General features: G+C 65.6%; 13 protein-coding genes. 10 read left to right on the forward strand and 3 right to left on the reverse strand.

What is annotated here, in order from left to right:
* The first annotated feature begins 32 nt into the window (after positions 1-32).
* The 8 genes from pepP to gcvP all read left to right on the forward strand — a co-directional run bounded on the left by pepP (position 33) and on the right by gcvP (position 11,273).
* Positions 33-1,319: a Xaa-Pro aminopeptidase gene (pepP, locus tag AC5QPF_RS01580; RefSeq protein ID WP_494964105.1), complete on the forward strand. Its 1,287-nt coding sequence runs from the start codon at positions 33-35 to the stop codon at positions 1,317-1,319.
* Positions 1,316-2,515 carry a 2-octaprenyl-6-methoxyphenyl hydroxylase gene (ubiH, locus tag AC5QPF_RS01585; RefSeq protein ID WP_494961720.1) on the forward strand — a complete coding sequence of 400 codons (1,200 nt, stop codon included), beginning with the start codon at positions 1,316-1,318 and terminating at the stop codon, positions 2,513-2,515. The genes pepP and ubiH overlap by 4 nt, the downstream gene beginning before the upstream one ends.
* Before the next feature lie 41 nt (positions 2,516-2,556).
* Complete coding sequence (locus tag AC5QPF_RS01590) at positions 2,557-3,774, forward strand: 2-octaprenyl-3-methyl-6-methoxy-1,4-benzoquinol hydroxylase (protein ID WP_494964106.1); 1,218 nt, start codon at positions 2,557-2,559, stop codon at positions 3,772-3,774.
* 116 nt (positions 3,775-3,890) lie between these two features.
* Complete coding sequence (locus AC5QPF_RS01595; protein ID WP_494961721.1) at positions 3,891-4,892, forward strand: extracellular solute-binding protein; 1,002 nt, start codon at positions 3,891-3,893, stop codon at positions 4,890-4,892.
* 189 nt (positions 4,893-5,081) lie between these two features.
* Positions 5,082-6,644 carry an ABC transporter permease subunit gene (locus tag AC5QPF_RS01600; protein WP_494964107.1) on the forward strand — a complete coding sequence of 521 codons (1,563 nt, stop codon included), beginning with the start codon at positions 5,082-5,084 and terminating at the stop codon, positions 6,642-6,644.
* Between the two features lie 120 nt (positions 6,645-6,764).
* The gene (gcvT, locus tag AC5QPF_RS01605; protein ID WP_494961722.1) at positions 6,765-7,847 is read left to right on the forward strand and encodes a glycine cleavage system aminomethyltransferase GcvT; all 1,083 of its coding nucleotides are present in this window, start codon (positions 6,765-6,767) and stop codon (positions 7,845-7,847) included.
* Between the two features lie 48 nt (positions 7,848-7,895).
* On the forward strand, positions 7,896-8,279 hold the full coding sequence (gene gcvH, locus AC5QPF_RS01610; RefSeq protein ID WP_494961723.1) for a glycine cleavage system protein GcvH: 384 nt from the start codon (positions 7,896-7,898) through the stop codon (positions 8,277-8,279).
* A gap of 120 nt (positions 8,280-8,399) precedes the next feature.
* The gene (gene gcvP / locus AC5QPF_RS01615) at positions 8,400-11,273 is read left to right on the forward strand and encodes an aminomethyl-transferring glycine dehydrogenase (RefSeq protein ID WP_494961724.1); all 2,874 of its coding nucleotides are present in this window, start codon (positions 8,400-8,402) and stop codon (positions 11,271-11,273) included.
* A gap of 54 nt (positions 11,274-11,327) precedes the next feature.
* Here the strand turns inward: gcvP and AC5QPF_RS01620 are convergent, their stop codons facing one another.
* Both AC5QPF_RS01620 and AC5QPF_RS01625 read right to left on the reverse strand, forming a co-directional pair.
* Entirely contained in the window at positions 11,328-12,974 is a 1,647-nt protein-coding gene (locus AC5QPF_RS01620; RefSeq protein ID WP_494961725.1) for an ATPase, T2SS/T4P/T4SS family, read from the reverse strand.
* Positions 12,975-13,037: 63 nt separating this feature from the next.
* Positions 13,038-13,394 carry an ACT-like domain-containing protein gene (locus AC5QPF_RS01625; RefSeq protein WP_494961726.1) on the reverse strand — a complete coding sequence of 119 codons (357 nt, stop codon included), beginning with the start codon at positions 13,392-13,394 and terminating at the stop codon, positions 13,038-13,040.
* Between the two features lie 126 nt (positions 13,395-13,520).
* Between AC5QPF_RS01625 and AC5QPF_RS01630 the strand changes: the two genes are divergently transcribed.
* The gene (locus AC5QPF_RS01630; protein ID WP_494961727.1) at positions 13,521-13,991 is read left to right on the forward strand and encodes an Lrp/AsnC ligand binding domain-containing protein; all 471 of its coding nucleotides are present in this window, start codon (positions 13,521-13,523) and stop codon (positions 13,989-13,991) included.
* Between the two features lie 75 nt (positions 13,992-14,066).
* Here the strand turns inward: AC5QPF_RS01630 and AC5QPF_RS01635 are convergent, their stop codons facing one another.
* Entirely contained in the window at positions 14,067-15,434 is a 1,368-nt protein-coding gene (locus AC5QPF_RS01635) for a CYTH domain-containing protein (protein ID WP_494961728.1), read from the reverse strand.
* A 126-nt stretch (positions 15,435-15,560) separates the two neighbouring features.
* Here AC5QPF_RS01635 and argE point away from each other — a divergent pair, with 126 nt between their 5' ends.
* Complete coding sequence (gene argE, locus AC5QPF_RS01640) at positions 15,561-16,709, forward strand: acetylornithine deacetylase (protein ID WP_494961729.1); 1,149 nt, start codon at positions 15,561-15,563, stop codon at positions 16,707-16,709.
* Positions 16,710-16,740: the final 31 nt, after the last annotated feature.

Genomic DNA, 16,740 nt, shown 5'->3' on the forward strand with positions numbered 1-16,740 from the left:
AAGCGGAATACGCCAAGCGCCGCAAGGCGCTGATGGCGCAGATGGAACCCAACAGCATCGCCATCCTGCCGGCGGCCGCGGTTGCCATTCGCAACCGTGACGTCGAGCACGTCTATCGCCAGGACAGCGACTTCCAGTACCTCAGTGGCTTCCCCGAGCCCGAGGCGGTGATCGCCCTGATTCCCGGGCGCGAGCATGGCGAGTACGTGCTGTTCTGCCGCGAGCGCAACCCCGAACGCGAACAATGGGACGGCCTGCGCGCCGGCCAGGAAGGCGCGGTGCGCGACTTCGGTGCCGACGACGCCTTCCCCATCAGCGATATCGACGACATCCTGCCCGGCCTGATCGAAGGTCGCGATCGGGTCTACTCGGCCATGGGCAGCAACGCCGAGTTCGACCGGCGGCTGATGGAGTGGATCAACGTGATCCGCTCCAAGGCGCGCCTGGGCGCGTCGCCGCCGAACGAATTCGTTGCCCTGGATCATCTGCTGCACGACATGCGCCTGTATAAATCGGCGGCGGAAGTGAAGGTGATGCGCGAGGCCGCGACGATTTCCGCGCGGGCCCACGTGCGGGCCATGCAGGCCTGCCGCGCCGGCCTGCACGAATTCAGCCTGGAAGCCGAGCTGGACTACGAGTTCCGCAAGGGCGGGGCGAAGATGCCGGCCTACGGCTCGATCGTCGCCGCCGGGCGCAACAGCTGCATTCTTCACTACCAGCAAAACGACGCGCCGTTGAAGGACGGCGACCTGGTGCTGATCGACGCCGGTTGCGAGATCGACTGCTACGCCAGCGACATCACCCGCACCTTCCCGGTCAGCGGCGTGTTCTCGGCGGAGCAGAAGGCGATCTACGAGTTGGTGCTCAAGGCCCAGGAAGCTGCGTTCGCCGAGATCGCCCCGGGCAAGCACTGGAACCATGCTCATGAAGCGACGGTCCGGGTGATCACCGAGGGACTGGTGGAACTGGGCCTGCTCAAGGGCGATGTCGACGAACTGATCGAGAGCGAGGCCCATCGGGCTTTCTACATGCACCGCGCCGGACACTGGCTGGGCATGGATGTACATGATGTCGGCGAGTACAAGGTCGGTGGTCAGTGGCGCGTGCTCGAACCGGGCATGGCCCTGACGGTCGAACCGGGTATCTACATCGCAGCAGACAACCAGAGCGTCGCGAAGAAGTGGCGTGGTATCGGTGTACGAATCGAGGATGACGTGGTGGTAACCCGAAACGGCTGTGAAATCCTGACCTCCGGCGTGCCCAAGACGGTCGCCGAGATCGAGGCGCTGATGGCCGCTGCGCGAAGCCCGGCCGCATGAACCGGGCCAATCTGGCAATCATCGGCGGCGGCCTGGTCGGCGCCAGTCTCGCCTTGGCTTTGCAGGCCGGGGCCCGCGAACGCGGCTGGAAGATCCTGCTGATCGAGCCGTTCGCCCCTGGCGACAGCTTCCAGCCCAGCTATGACGCACGTTCCTCGGCGCTGTCCTTTGGCACCCGACAGATCTACGAACGCTTGGGCCTGTGGCAGACCATCAGCCGCCGCGCCGAGCCGATCCGCCAGATCCAGGTCTCCGACCGCGGCCGCTTCGGCGCCACCCGCCTCGACGCCCTCGAAGAAGGCGTGCCGGCCTTGGGCTACGTGGTGGAGAACGCCTGGCTCGGCCAGTGCCTGTGGCAGGCCCTCGACGCCGAGGTGGTGAGCTGGCGCTGCCCGGCGGAAGTCACGGCGATGCAGCCGCTCGGCGATGGTTACCGCCTCTCTCTCAACGATGAAACCCAGGTCGATTGCGACCTGGCCGTACTGGCCGATGGCGGGCGTTCCGGCCTGCGCGAGCAACTGGGCATCCATGTCCAGCAGCGGCCTTACCACCAGAGCGCGCTGATCGCCAATATCACCCCGGGCGAGGCCCATTGTGGCCAAGCCTTCGAGCGCTTCACCGACGACGGCCCGATGGCCCTGCTGCCGCTGCCAGAAAACCGCTGCGCCCTGGTCTGGACCCGCGCCGGGATGGATGCCAAGCGCCTCGCCGAACTTGACGAGCGCAGCTTCCTTGCCGAGCTTCAGGGCGTGTTCGGCTACCGCCTCGGCGCCCTGCGCCAGGTTGGCGCACGGCACCTGTACCCGCTGACGCTGGTGGAAGCCCAGGAGCAGGTCCGCCCGCATCTGGTGGTGCTGGGCAACGCCGCCCACAGCCTGCACCCGATCGCTGGCCAGGGCTTCAACCTGTCGCTGCGTGACGTACAGTCGCTGGCCGATGGCCTGCTTGCCGGTCCGGACACCCCCGGCGACTTCGCCACCCTGCGTGCCTACCGCGAACGCCAGCGCCTGGACCAGGACCTCACCGTCGGTTTTTCCGACAAGGTCACCCGCCTGTTCGGCACCGCCCAGCCGCTGATCGCCACCGGACGCAACCTCGGCCTGCTCGGTCTCGACCTGTTGCCGCCGGCCAAGCGCTGGTTCGCCCGCCAGGCCATGGGCCTGGGCACCCGCCCCGACCTCCAGGGCAAGGCATGACCCCTTCTTTCTCTCACGTGGAACAGGCTTGAAGCATGGACATGCGCGCGGATCTGTTGATTGTCGGTGCCGGTATGGTCGGCAGCGCCCTGGCCCTGGCCTTGCAGCACAGCGGCCTGGAAATCCTCCTGCTGGATGGCAGCCCGCTGTCGGTGCAGCGCTTCGACGCTGACGCCCCATTCGAGCCGCGGGTCAGCGCCCTGTCGGCGGCCAGCCAGCGCATCCTTGAGCGCCTCGGCGCATGGGAAGGCATCAGCGCGCGGCGGACCAGCCCCTATTCGGACATGCATGTCTGGGACGGCAGCGGCACTGGCCAGATCCACTTCTCCGCGGCCAGCGTGCACGCCGAGGCCTTGGGGCACATCGTCGAGAACCGCGTGGTCCAGGACGGCCTGCTGGAGCGCCTGCACGACAGCGAGATCGGCCTGCTGGCCAACGCCCGCCTGGAACGCATGCGCCGCTCCGGCGACGAGTGGCTGCTGACCCTCGCCGACGGTCGCAACCTGCGCGCGCCGCTGGTAATCGCCGCTGACGGCGCCAATTCGGCGGTGCGCCGCCTGACCGGCTGCGAAACCCGCGAATGGGATTACCTGCATCACGCCATCGTCACCAGCGTGCGCTGCGCCAGACCACACCAGGCCACGGCCTGGCAGCGCTTCACCGATGAGGGGCCGCTGGCTTTCCTGCCGCTGTCGCGTGATGGCAAGCAGGACTGGTGCTCGATCGTCTGGTCGACCACGCCGGAGCAGGCCGAACGGCTGATGGCGCTGCCGGACGAGGCCTTCTGCGTCGAGCTCGAACGTGCCTTCGAAGGCCGCCTGGGCGAAGTGCTGGGAGCCGACCCGCGGCTCTGCGTGCCGCTGCGCCAGCGCCACGCCAAGCGCTACGTGGCCGAGGGCCTGGCGCTGATCGGCGATGCCGCGCACACCATCCATCCGCTGGCGGGGCAGGGCGTCAATCTTGGCTTCCTCGATGCCGCCGTTCTTGCCGAAGTGCTGCTGGCCGCCTACGAACGCGGCGAGCGCCTGGCCGATGTACGCGTGCTGAGCCGCTTCGAGCGCCGGCGCATGCCGCACAACCTGGCCTTGATGGCCGCGATGGAAGGGTTCGAGCGCCTGTTCCAGGCCGATCCGCTGCCGCTGCGCTGGTTGCGCAACAGTGGCCTGAAATGGGTCGAGCAGATGCCTGAGGCCAAGGCGCTGTTCGTGCGCCAGGCGCTGGGTTTGAGCGGCGACCTGCCGGAACTCGCCAAGGCCTGATCCCTTCACACAATCTCCGCAACATCTGGTAACTCCTCGGTTCGCCGTTCGGTTTGAGAAGGCAAATGACATTAACTACCATTTGCGCCTCATTTCGATACCGAGGAGCGCCACCGATGTCGCCACGCAAGCAACTGTTCGCTGCCCTGACCCTCTCCCTGTTCGGTGGCGCTGCCCAGGCGGCGGACGAAGTGGTGGTTTATTCCTCGCGCATCGACGAGCTGATCAAGCCGGTATTCGACGCCTACACCGCCAAGACCGGGGTGAAGATCAAGTTCATCACCGACAAGGAAGCCCCGCTGATGCAGCGGATCAAGGCCGAGGGCGAGAACGGCGTGGCCGACCTGCTGCTCACCGTCGACGCCGGCAACCTCTGGCAGGCCGAGCAGATGGGCATCCTGCAGCCGATCAAGTCGCCTGTGATCGATGCCAACATCCCGCCGCAATACCGCGCGTCTTCCCATGACTGGACCGGCCTGAGCCTGCGCGCGCGGACCATCGTCTACTCCACCGAGCGGGTCAAGCCTGCCGAGCTGAGCACCTACGAGGCGTTGGCCGACAAGCAATGGGAAGGTCGCCTGTGCCTGCGCACGGCGAAGAAGGTCTACAACCAGTCGCTGACCGCGACCATGATCGAGACCCACGGCGAGGCGAAAACCGAGGAACTGGTCAAGGGCTGGGTCAACAACCTCTCCACCGACGTGTTTTCCGACGACAACGCGGTGGTCAATGCCATCGCCGCTGGCCAGTGCGATGTCGGCATCGTCAACACCTACTACTACGGGCGACTGCACCAGGCCAATCCGAAACTGCCGGTCAAGCTGTTCTGGCCTAACCAGGGCGACCGCGGGGTGCACGTCAACCTGTCCGGCATCGGCCTGACCAAGCACGCGCCGCACCCGGAGGCGGCCAAGGCGCTGGTGGAATGGATGACCGGTGAAGAGGCGCAGAAGATGTTCGCTGCCATCAACCAGGAGTTCCCGGCCAACCCGAAAGTCGCGCCGTCCGAGGAAGTGGCAGCCTGGGGCAGCTTCAAGGCCGACACCCTGCCGGTTGAGGTGGCGGGCAAGCGCCAGGCTGAAGCGATTCGCTTGATGGATCGGGCTGGCTGGAACTGAGGTTCAGCCCTTATTCTTGCCGGGTCCTTGAGGCCCTATCGCTGGCAAGCCAGCTCCCACAATCCCTGTGGGAGCTGGCTTGCCAGCGATAGGGCCAGCAAAAACACCACATCCCTAAGAGACCCACCCTTGTCCCGCCCCACCCAACGCCGCTGGTACCCGCTGGTCTTCGCCATCGCTGCGCTGGTGATGCTGCCCCTGAGCGTGCTTGTGCTGTCCTGGCAGAGCATCGACACGCAGATCTGGTCGCACCTGCTCGACACCCAGATGAGCCGCCTGCTGGGCAATACCCTGACCCTGGTGCTAGGTGTCGGCATCGGCGTGACGGTCCTCGGCGTCAGCCTGGCCTGGCTCACCAGCCTCTGCGAATTCCCCGGACGACGCTGGCTCGACTGGGCGCTGATGCTGCCCTTCGCCATCCCCGCCTATGTCCTGGCCTTCGTCTTCGTCGGTCTGCTGGATTTCTCCGGGCCGGTGCAGACCCTGCTGCGCGAGTGGTTCGGGCCGATGCGCCTGCCGCGTGTGCGCTCTACCGGCGGCGTGATCACCGTCCTGGTGCTGGTGTTCTACCCCTACGTCTACCTGCTGGCGCGCAACGCCTTCCTCGCCCAGGGCAAGGGCCTGATGGAAGCGGCGCGGGTCCTCGGGCAGTCGCCGCTACAGGCGTTCTGGCGCGTCGGCCTGCCGATGGCGCGTCCGGCGATCCTTGCCGGCCTGGCCCTGGCGCTGATGGAAACCCTGGCCGACTTCGGCGCCGTCTCGGTGTTCAACTTCGACACCTTCACCACCGCCATCTACAAGACCTGGTATGGCTTCTTCAGTCTGTCCAGCGCCGCCCAGCTGGCCAGCCTGCTGCTGCTCGCGGTGATGCTGGTGCTCTACGGCGAACGCCGCGCCCGTGGCGCCGTGCGCAGCAGCAACGAGCGCCCGCGGGGCAAGGCGTTGTATCACTTGCGCGGAATCAAGGCCGCCGCTGCCAGCGGCTGGTGCCTGCTGGTGTTTGCCTGCGCCTTCGTGGTCCCGGTGCTGCAATTGCTGACGTGGTTCTGGCAGCGCGGTCGCTTCGACCTCGACGAACGCTACAGCGCCCTGATCCTGCACACCCTCTACCTCGGCGCGGCCGCCGCGCTGCTCACGGTCGCCGTGGCGCTGCTGCTGGCCTTCGCCCGGCGCCAGTCCTCGGCGCCGACGATCCGCGCCGGGGTCAGCCTGGCCAACCTCGGCTACGCGCTGCCCGGCTCGGTGCTGGCGGTAGCGATCATGCTGGCCTTCAGTTACCTCGATCGCGAACTGGTCATTCCGTTGTCCAGCTGGCTAGGCGGGGCCGGCAAGCCGCTGTTGTTGGGCAGCCTGGCCGCCTTGCTGCTGGCCTACCTGGTGCGCTTCATCGCGGTGGCCTACGGGCCGCTGGAAAACAGCCTCGGACGGATTCGTCCGTCGCTGCCGGAAGCAGCACGCAGCCTGGGTGTCAGTGGGCCGGGATTGTTTTTCAAGGTGTATCTCCCGCTGCTGGTGCCAGGGGCGTTGAGCGCGGCGTTGCTGGTCTTCGTCGATGTGCTCAAGGAAATGCCGGCGACCCTGCTGATGCGCCCCTTCGGCTGGGACACCCTGGCGGTGCGGGTCTTCGAGATGACCAGCGAAGGGGAGTGGGCGCGGGCCTCGCTGCCGGCGTTGACCCTGGTCCTGGTCGGCCTGCTGCCGGTCATCGGTTTGATTCGGCGTTCGGCCCGGCACCCGGGTCAGAGTGACTGACGGATGCCACCTGGCTTCCTTGCGGATACAATGCGCGGCATTCGCTACGGCCGGTCCCTGGCCGGGTAGCCGGAACGCTACCGTCAGCCGTAGCTTCGCCACGCCCGGAAGGAGAAACCCATGGGACAGCGTACGCCTCTGTATGACCTGCACCTGGCGCTTGGCGCCAAGATGGTCGATTTTGGCGGTTGGGATATGCCCCTGCATTACGGCTCGCAGGTCGAGGAACACCACCAGGTGCGCCGCGACTGCGGAGTCTTCGACGTCTCTCACATGACCGTCATCGATATCGCCGGAGTCGATGCCACGCACTGGCTGCGTCATCTGCTGGCCAACGATGTCGCCCGCCTCGACCAGAGCGGCAAGGCCCTCTACAGCACTTTGCTCAACGATGCGGGCGGGGTGATCGACGACCTTATCGTCTACCGCCTCGACGATGGCTATCGCGTGGTAGTCAACGCCGCCACTCGCGACAAGGTCCTGGCCTGGCTCGAAGCGCGCCGCAGTGGCTTCGAGGTGCAGTACCGCGAGCGTCCGGAACTGGCGATCCTCGCCATCCAGGGCCCGCTGGCGCGGGAAAAGGTCGCCGAGCTGCTCAGCGCGCCGCGCGCCGCCCTGATTCGCGACTTGAAGCCGTTTGAAGGCCGCTTCGAGGGCGACTGGTTCATCGCCCGCACCGGCTACACCGGCGAGGACGGCCTGGAGATCATTCTGCCAGCCCTGCAGGCCCCGGCCTTTTTCAACGACCTGGTCGGTGCCGGCATCGCCCCCAGCGGCCTCGGTGCCCGCGATACCCTGCGTCTCGAGGCCGGAATGAATCTGTACGGCAACGATATCGACGAAGACCATTCCCCGCTGACCTCGAACCTGGCCTGGAGCATCGCCTGGGAGCCCGCAGAGCGCGATTTCATCGGGCGCCAGGCGCTGGACGCCGAGAAACTCCGCGGGGTGACCTCGAAACTGGTGGGCCTGGTGCTGGAAGAGCGCGGCGTCCTGCGTGCTCACCAGGTGGTTCGTGTTGCGGAAGTTGGCGAAGGAGAGATTACCAGTGGTAGTTTCTCGCCTACGCTGAGCAAGGCGATCGCGCTGGCGCGCCTGCCGATGGCCACCGCTGACCGGGCCGAGGTGGAAATCCGCGGCAAGTGGTACCCGGTGCGCGTGGTCAAGCCGACGTTCGTGCGCCACGGCAGAATTCTGATCTGATATCCATTCCGGCGGGCCGACCGCTAACCTGTTGAGGAAAAGACAAACATGAGCAATATCCCCGCTGATCGGCGTTACGCCGAAAGTCATGAATGGGCGAAGCTGGAAGCCGACGGAACGGTCACGGTGGGTATCAGTGACCACGCCCAGCAAGCTCTGGGTGACGTGGTGTACGTCGAACTGACCGAAATCGGCAAGGTTTTCGGCCAAGGCGACGCTGCCGGTGTCGTTGAATCGGTGAAGGCTGCTTCGGACATCTACTCGCCCGTCAGCGGCGAAATCATTGCCGTCAACGAAGACCTCAGCGACAGCCCTGAACTGCTCAACGAAGAACCTTACGGATCCTGGATCTTCAAGCTGAAACCGTCCGACAAATCCGAACTGGACAAGCTGCTGGACGCAGAAGGCTACGCAGCGCTCATCGGCGACTGAATCCATTTGGGGCCGCAGAGCGGCCCCAAAACGTATTTTTCCTACGCAATCGGCAATCCCTTCCTAGACTCTAATGGCCCCGACACCCATCGGGGCTTGGTCTAGGAAGAGAGAGCCGCTATGTCCCTGTTGCCGTCCCTGAGCCAACTGCACGACACCAATCCGTTCCTGCGCCGTCACCTCGGCCCCGATGCCGCCGAGCAGCAAGCCATGCTCGACGTTCTGGGCGTTGCCAGCCGTACCGAGTTGATCGAACAGACTGTGCCGCCCGCCATCCGCTTCAATCGCCCCCTGGCCTTGCCGCCGGCCCTGGATGAACAGGCCGCGCTGGAGCGCCTGCGTGGCTACGCCGAACAGAACCAGCGCTGGACCAGCTTGATCGGCATGGGCTACCACGGCACCCGTACGCCGACGGTGATTCTGCGCAACGTCCTGGAAAATCCGGGCTGGTACACCGCCTACACGCCCTACCAGCCGGAAATCGCCCAAGGCCGCCTGGAGGCTTTGCTGAACTTCCAGCAGATGGTCATCGACCTTACCGGGCTCGATCTGGCCAACGCCTCGTTGCTCGACGAAGCCACTGCTGCCGGCGAAGCCATGGCCTTGGCCAAGCGGGTGAGCAAGTCGCGCAGCAATCGCTTCTTCGCCGACGAGCATTGCCATCCGCAGACGCTTTCGGTGCTGCAGACCCGTGCCGAGGGCTTCGGTTTCGAACTGGTAGTGGATGCGTTGGACAACCTCGACCAGCACGACGTGTTCGGCGCCCTGCTGCACTACCCCAACACCCATGGCGGCGTACACGACCTGCGCCCTGCCATCCAGCACCTGCACAGCCAGCAGGCCATCGCCTGTGTCGCCGCCGACCTGCTCAGCCTGTTGCTGCTGACCCCGCCGGGGGAGCAGGGCGCTGACGTGGTGCTCGGCTCGACCCAGCGTTTCGGCGTGCCCATGGGTTACGGTGGCCCGCATGCCGCGTATTTCGCCTGCCGCGACGAGTTCAAGCGGGCCATGCCGGGACGCATCATCGGCGTGTCCAAAGACGTTCGTGGCAACCTGGCGCTGCGCATGGCCCTGCAGACCCGTGAACAGCATATCCGCCGCGAGAAGGCCAACTCGAACATCTGCACGGCTCAGGTCCTGCTGGCCAATATCGCCGGCTTCTATGCGGTCTATCACGGGCCTGACGGACTGCGACGCATCGCCCAGCGGGTACACCGGTTGACCACGATCCTCGCCGCTGGCCTGGAGCGCAATGGCGTGAAGCGCCTCAACACGCACTTCTTCGACACCCTGACCCTGGAGGTCGGCGGCAGTCAGACCGCGATCATCCAGAGCGCCGAGGCTGCGCGCATCAACCTGCGCATCCTCGGTCGCGGCCACCTCGGCGTGAGCCTCGACGAGACCTGCGACGAAAGCACCGTGCTGCGCCTGTTCGACATCTTCCTCGGCGTCGACCACGGCCTGCGGGTCGAGGACCTGGACGCCGAGGATCTGCCCGCTGGCATCCCCGATGACCTGTTGCGCCGCACCGATTACCTGACCCACCCGGTGTTCAACCTGCACCACAGCGAAACCGAGATGCTGCGCTACCTCAAACAGCTGGAGAACAAGGATCTGGCCCTCAACCAGTCGATGATCCCGCTGGGCTCCTGCACCATGAAGCTCAATGCCAGCAGCGAAATGATCCCGATCACCTGGCCCGGCTTCGCCGAGTTGCACCCCTTCGTCCCGGTGGAGCAGGCCACGGGCTACAAGGCGCTGATCGACGAACTGGAAAGCTGGCTGTGTGCGATCACCGGCTTCGACGCCATCTGCATGCAGCCCAACTCCGGCGCCCAGGGCGAGTACGCCGGGCTGCTGGCGATCCGCAAGTACCACCAGAGCCGCCAGCAGGGGCAGCGTGATATCTGCCTGATTCCCGCTTCGGCCCACGGCACCAACCCGGCGTCGGCGCAGATGGCCGGCATGCAGGTGGTGATCGTGGCCTGCGACAACGCCGGCAACGTCGACCTGGAAGATCTCAAGGCCAAGGCGAAAGAGGCAGGGGAACGGTTGTCGTGCCTGATGGCCACCTATCCGTCGACCCACGGCGTTTACGAGGAAGGCATCAGCGAAATTTGCGAGGTTATCCACAGCCATGGCGGTCAGGTCTACATGGACGGCGCCAACCTCAATGCCCAGGTGGGCCTGGCGCGGCCCGCAGATATCGGGGCCGATGTTTCGCATATGAACCTGCACAAGACCTTCTGTATTCCTCACGGGGGCGGCGGGCCGGGCATGGGGCCGATCGGCGTGCGCGCACACCTGGCGCCGTTCGTCGCCAGCCACCCGGTGATCCCGGTGCCGGGACCGGACCCCCAGAACACGGCGGTCAGCGCTGCGCCCTGGGGCAGTGCGAGCATCTTGCCGATCAGCTGGATGTACATCGCCATGATGGGCCCGCAGTTGGCGGATGCCAGCGAGGTGGCGATTCTTTCCGCCAACTACCTGGCCGAGCGCCTGGGCGGGGCTTTCCCGGTGCTGTACCGCGGGCGCAACGAGCGTGTGGCCCATGAATGCATCCTCGATTTGCGACCGCTCAAGGCGGCAACCGGGATCAGCGAGGAGGATGTGGCCAAGCGCCTGATGGACTATGGCTTCCATGCCCCGACCATGTCGTTTCCGGTGCCGGGGACGCTGATGGTCGAGCCGACCGAGAGCGAGCCGAAGGCCGAGCTGGACCGCTTCGTCGAAGCGATGCTGAGCATCCGTGCGGAAATCGCCGAGGTGCAGAACGGCAACTGGCCGGCGGAGGACAACCCGCTCAAGCGCGCGCCGCATACCCTGGCGGATGTGCTCGGGGTGTGGGACCGGCCGTACAGCCTGGAACAGGCGGTAGCGCCAAGCGCACATGCCCGGGCGCACAAGTACTGGCCGGCGGTGAACCGGGTGGACAATGTCTATGGGGACCGGAACCTGTTCTGTGCTTGTGTGCCGGTGGAGGAATATCGCTGAGGGCTCATGGCGCAGCCCATGATTTATTGATCTGGCACGAACCTGTGGGAGCGGTCATGCGCAGATCAGGTCGATCTCGGTCATGCTGGTGATTCCGGCGGCGACCTTGCGTTCGCCGGCCTCACGCAGCCCCTCCATCCCCAGATCCCGCGCCTTGCGCCGCAGCACCTGCACATCGCACTCCGCCCCGATCAACGCCCGGAGCCCATCCTCCAGCTCCAGCACCTCATAAACTCCGGTCCGCCCGCGATAGCCGGTCTGCCGGCATTCCCGGCACCCATCCCCCGTCTTGCACGCCGGACACAGTACCCGTACCAGCCGCTGCGCCATCACTCCCACCAGCGTTGCCTTGATCAAATAATGAGCAACTCCTAACTCCAACAACCGCCCGATCGCTCCGCAGGCATCGTTGGTATGCAGGCTGGACAGCACCAGGTGCCCGGTCAGCGCCGCCTGGATCGCCACTTGCGCGGTTTCCAGATCGCGGATCTCGCCGACCATCATGATGTCCGGGTCCTGGCGCAGCAGGGCGCGCACGCCGTTGGCGAAGTCGAGGCCGATGCCCGGCTGGACCTGGGTCTGGTTGAAAGCCGGCTCGACCATCTCGATCGGGTCTTCCAGCGTACACACGTTGACCTGCGGCGTGGCCAGTTGCTTGAGTGCGCTGTACAGGGTGCTGGTCTTGCCCGACCCGGTCGGCCCGGTGACCAGAATGATGCCGTGGGGCCGGCTCAGCATCGCCTGCCAGCGCGCCAGCGCCGTGCCGTCGAGCCCCAGGCCGCGGTTGTCACGCTGCAGCAGGTGCGGGTCGAAGATACGCATCACCAGCTTTTCGCCGAAGGTCGTCGGCAGTGTCGACAGGCGCAGTTCGATTTCGTCTCCGGCGGAGGAACGGGTCTTTATCCGGCCATCCTGGGGACGACGCTTCTCGGCGACGTTCATTCGCCCGAGGTGCTTCAGGCGGCTGGTGATGGCCAGGGTCACTGCCGGTGGGAACCGGTAGGCGTCGTGCAGCACGCCGTCGATGCGCAGGCGCAACTGGCCCTGCTCGCGGCGCGGTTCGAGGTGGATATCGCTGGCGCGCTGTTCGAAGGCGTACTGCAACAACCAGTCGACAATGCTGACGATATGCGCGTCGTCGGCATCGTGCTGGCCGTCGCCCAGCTCCAGCAACTGTTCCAGGTCTCCACTGGCTGGCGCGGGCATGTCCAGGTGGCTGGCACCGCTGACCGAGCGTGCCAGGTGGAAGATGTCCTGGCTGAGCTGACGAATCCGCAGCGGGCTGGCGAGTACCCGGATCACCCTGCGCTTGAGCACCTGCGCCAGATCCGCTTCCCACCCGCGTACCCAGGGCTCGGCACTGGCCACGGTGACACTGTCGACCGTCTGCGCCACGGCAAGGATGCCGTGGCGACGGGCGAAGGCGGCGGACATCAGGCCGCTCATGCCCGCCAGGTCGAGGTGCAGCGGGTCGAGGCGCAGGAACGGTTGCCCCGTCTGCTGCGCCAGCCACTGGCAGAGGTGGTCCAGGTCGAATACCTGGCCAGGCTGGCGCAGGTCATCCAGGCGCTGGCTGGCGAGGGTTTCCAGGGGGTGAGCATCCAGCGTTCCGGGGGCGAAACGCTGGCGCGATTCGGGGCTGATGCAGCGCTGGGCGATCAGTTCATCCAGCAGTTGGAACAGGTCCAGGCGGCGATCCATCTGCGACGTCCTTGTGCAATGGCGGGATTGCCAAGGCTAGTCGTGTTGCCGTCGGGGGCTGGCTCAGAAGCTTTTCCGGATTTGTCCGTGGCTATCGGCGGACAGCAGTGCGGTGCGCAGTACCACTTCGCATACGCAGATCAGGTTGCGCATCTTCTGCTCGATCAGCTGGGCGCGGTGCCAGCTCAGGCCATCGATGGCGATCTCCACCTGCAGCAGGTCGGCCTGCTGGCGCATTTGTACGCCGGACGGCAGCAGGCATTGCAGGGCGAAGAGATTGAGGATGCGGCACAGGCTGTCGGATTCGGGCTCGACCTGCAACTGATAGTGGTAGCGCACCTTGTTGTTTACGCCCTCCAGATTGTCGGCGTCATACAGGCGCGGGGCGGCGAAATGGTCGGGGCGTTCGAGTGCGGTCATGGGGTATCTCCGAAGGCAGTGAGGGAATCTTTGCACGGCGAAGCGGAGATTGTTTTTCTATCATTAGCCGCTATGGCGTTTTTTCGAATTGTTCAATTCGCCGGATGGCGATGAGGAGAAATAATCATGCAAAGCGAGCTGGACCTCTACGACCGCCGCATTCTGGCCCTGCTGCAAGAGGATGCCTCGCTGTCCAGCGCGCAGATTGCCGAGAAGGTTGGCCTGTCGCAGTCGCCGTGCTGGCGACGGATTCAGCGGCTCAAGGAGGAAGGGGTGATCCGCGCCCAAGTGACCTTGCTGGACCGCAAGAAGATCGGCCTGAACACGCAGATCTTCGCCGAGGTGAAGCTCAACGCTCACGGGCGCTCCAACTTTGCCGAGTTCACCGAGGCGATCCGCGGTTTTCCGGAAGTGCTGGAGTGTTATGTGCTGATGGGGGCGGTGGACTTTCTGCTGAGGATCGTGACCCCGGATATCGAGGCGTATGAGCGGTTTTTCTTCGAGAAGCTGTCGCTGGTGCCGGGGATTCAGGAGGTGAACTCGACGGTGGCACTGTCGGAGATCAAGTCCACTACCAGTCTGCCGGTCCTGCGTTAGCCCATTGGGGCCGCTTCGCGGCCCTTCGCGAGCAAGTTCGCTCCCACAAGGTCCGTGAAGCGGCCCCAAACCGGCTCACTTGCGCGCGAGCTGTTTCCAGGCGCGGCACTGCGAGACGGCGAAGGCCTGGTGCACGCGGGCGTCGAGGACTTCGTCGCTGATCGGCTGGTTGGCCAGGTGCTGCAGCTTGACCAGCTCACCGTACAGGCGATCCAGCTCCGGCACTTCCAGCACGTTGCGCGCGTAGTGCAGCCAGGCCAGCAGGCGCTCGATGCGCGGCAGCTGTTCGGCGAGGTCTTCCGGCTGCTGCTGGTACAGCGGCAGTTGCAGGGCCTTGGCTTCGTCGCCCAACTCCACGCTCAGCCAGTTGGCCAGCTGCGCCGCGCCCTGGCGTTCGCCGCGCTTGTTGCGCTCGACGGTCCAGCCGCGGGCCAGCAGCCAGCGCGAGGTGTCCAGGGAGAACTGGCCCCAGCGGGTGTCCAGCAGCTCGTCGGCGAACTGCTCGGGGGCGGCGCGGCGCACGTCTTCGTCGTCGTTGCCGGCCAGCACCAGGGTGCGCCAGTCTTCCAGCAGGGCGTCGAGGACGTTGCGCAGTTCACGGGTGGTAGCCCGCGGTGCGGCCTGGCCGAGGCTGCTGGCCAGGGCGCGCAGTTCGCCGAGGTTCTGCACCCAGTCCTGCAGCAGGCGCCAGTGGCCAGTGTGGTGGAACTGCTCGGCGAGGCGCTGGCTGCTGGCGAGCAGGTGCCAGGCGATGGCGGCGAAGGCGTCGTCCAGCGACATTTCCGCGTTCAGCTCGGGGGCCGGCAGGTTGACGTGGTAGCTGGTCGGGTCGAGCAGGCGGTAGCCGCGCTCGGCCTTGCTGATGTCGCAAGGGAACAACGGCAGGCTCGCGGCCAGTTCGGCGGCCAGCTCCAGCAGGGCTTCCGGTTCACCTTCGCGCAGTTCCAGCTCTAGTTCGCAGATTTCTTCCTTCTGCTTGCCGGCGCTGACGGTGCCCAGGTCCAGGGCCGCCTCGATGACCACCTTGGACTTGCCGCGACCCCAGGCGATATCGGCGTACTCGCGAACGAAATCGGTGGTGAACAGCGGCTTGATGGTCTTCTTGTCCAGCTCGGCCAGGGCGACCGGCCAGCAGGTGTCGTCGAGTTTCTTCAGGTCGAGCTTGGCCTTGGGCAGCTCCCACTGGAACTCGTTGCGCTCGGATAGACCGGCGACGCTGGTGCCGCGGGTCTTCAGGGTCTGGATCACCACGTCGCCGTCACGGCGCAGGCGCAGGGCGACCTTGGCTGCGGACAGATCGCGTTCCGGGGTGTCGAAGTACTGGTTGAGCAGTTCGCGCTGCTGCCAGCCGGATTTGTTGCGCTTTTTCAGCAACGGGTGTTCGCGCAGCGCGGCGAGGGTCTCGCGGCTGATGCGCAGTTTGATTTCGGTTTCTTTATTCATTGCCGGGTAACCAGGCTGGAAGGGCGGGGTACGTCTTGGCCGTGCAGTGTACAGGAGTCGCTCGCCGACGGTTTATTCATGCAACCTGATGGCCCTATGATGGGCCTCGTTTCCAGGAGAACGCGCATGTCGTTGCCATCGCTCAAGGACCAGTTCGCCGCGCTGATCGCGGCGCCTTCGGTCAGTTGTACCCAACCGGATCTGGACCAGTCCAATCGCGCGGTGATCGACCTGCTCGCCACCTGGCTCGGTGACCTGGGTTTCTCCTGCGAGATTCAAGAGGTCACCCCGGGCAAGTTCAACCTGCTCGCCAGCTTCGGCAGCGGCCCCGGCGGCCTGGTGCTGGCCGGGCACAGCGACACCGTGCCGTACGATCCGCAGTTGTGGAAAAGCGACCCGCTGACCCTCACCGAGGACGGCGACCGCTGGATCGGTCTGGGCGTGTGCGACATGAAGGGCTTCTTCCCGCTGATCATCGAGGCGGTCCTGCCTTTGCTCGATCAACCGTTCAAGCAGCCATTGCTGATCCTGGCCACCTGCGACGAGGAGAGCTCAATGTCCGGCGCCCGTGCCCTGGCCGAGGCCGGTCGGCCGCTGGGGCGTGCGGCGGTGATCGGCGAGCCGACCGGGCTCAAGCCGATTCGCCTGCACAAGGGGGTGATGATGGAGCGCATCGACATCCTCGGGCGTAGTGGCCATTCGTCGGATCCTTCCCTGGGCCACAGCGCCCTGGAAGCCATGCACCAAGTCATGGGCGAGTTGATGGACCTGCGCCGGCAGTGGCAGCGCGAGTACAACAACGCCCAGTTCACCGTACCGCAACCAACCATGAACTTCGGTTGCATCCACGGCGGCGACAACCCCAACCGCATCTGCGGCCAGTGCGCCCTGGAGTTCGACCTGCGGCCGCTGCCAGGCATGGTCCCGGAGGTGCTGCGCGCGGCGATCCGCAGCAAGCTGGCGCCGCTGGCCGAGCAGCACCAGGTACGTATCGACTACGCGCCGCTGTTCCCCGAAGTGCCGCCGTTCGAACAAAGCGTGGATGCGGAACTGGTGCAACTGGCCGAACGTCTTACCGGTCATACGGCCGCAGCAGTAGCCTTCGGCACCGAAGCGCCTTATCTTCAGCGCCTGGGTTGCGAGACCATCGTGCTCGGCCCCGGTGACATCGCCTGCGCGCACCAGCCTGGCGAGTACCTTGAACTGTCACGCCTGGCGCCTACAGTGCGTCTGTTGCGTGAACTGATCCAGCATTACTGCCTCGGGCCTGCCTGAGATCAGTCCTTTCCTGACAGAGGAGAACGCG

It is taken from the genome of Pseudomonas sp. Con_6 (genome assembly GCF_059379395.1).

What these genes read in the sequence shown, in the direction of transcription:
- AC5QPF_RS01635 (WP_494961728.1), bottom strand. Translation starts at nt 15,434, where the DNA reads ATGAATAAAGAAACCGAAATCAAACTGCGCATCAGCCGCGAGACCCTC.
- AC5QPF_RS01590 (WP_494964106.1), top strand. Translation starts at nt 2,557, where the DNA reads ATGCGCGCGGATCTGTTGATTGTCGGTGCCGGTATGGTCGGCAGCGCC.
- gcvP (WP_494961724.1), top strand. Translation starts at nt 8,400, where the DNA reads ATGTCCCTGTTGCCGTCCCTGAGCCAACTGCACGACACCAATCCGTTC.
- gcvH (WP_494961723.1), top strand. Translation starts at nt 7,896, where the DNA reads ATGAGCAATATCCCCGCTGATCGGCGTTACGCCGAAAGTCATGAATGG.
- AC5QPF_RS01600 (WP_494964107.1), top strand. Translation starts at nt 5,082, where the DNA reads ATGCTGCCCCTGAGCGTGCTTGTGCTGTCCTGGCAGAGCATCGACACG.
- AC5QPF_RS01595 (WP_494961721.1), top strand. Translation starts at nt 3,891, where the DNA reads ATGTCGCCACGCAAGCAACTGTTCGCTGCCCTGACCCTCTCCCTGTTC.
- gcvT (WP_494961722.1), top strand. Translation starts at nt 6,765, where the DNA reads ATGGGACAGCGTACGCCTCTGTATGACCTGCACCTGGCGCTTGGCGCC.
- argE (WP_494961729.1), top strand. Translation starts at nt 15,561, where the DNA reads ATGTCGTTGCCATCGCTCAAGGACCAGTTCGCCGCGCTGATCGCGGCG.
- pepP (WP_494964105.1), top strand. Translation starts at nt 33, where the DNA reads ATGGCGCAGATGGAACCCAACAGCATCGCCATCCTGCCGGCGGCCGCG.
- AC5QPF_RS01625 (WP_494961726.1), bottom strand. Translation starts at nt 13,394, where the DNA reads ATGACCGCACTCGAACGCCCCGACCATTTCGCCGCCCCGCGCCTGTAT.
- ubiH (WP_494961720.1), top strand. Translation starts at nt 1,316, where the DNA reads ATGAACCGGGCCAATCTGGCAATCATCGGCGGCGGCCTGGTCGGCGCC.
- AC5QPF_RS01630 (WP_494961727.1), top strand. Translation starts at nt 13,521, where the DNA reads ATGCAAAGCGAGCTGGACCTCTACGACCGCCGCATTCTGGCCCTGCTG.
- AC5QPF_RS01620 (WP_494961725.1), bottom strand. Translation starts at nt 12,974, where the DNA reads ATGGATCGCCGCCTGGACCTGTTCCAACTGCTGGATGAACTGATCGCC.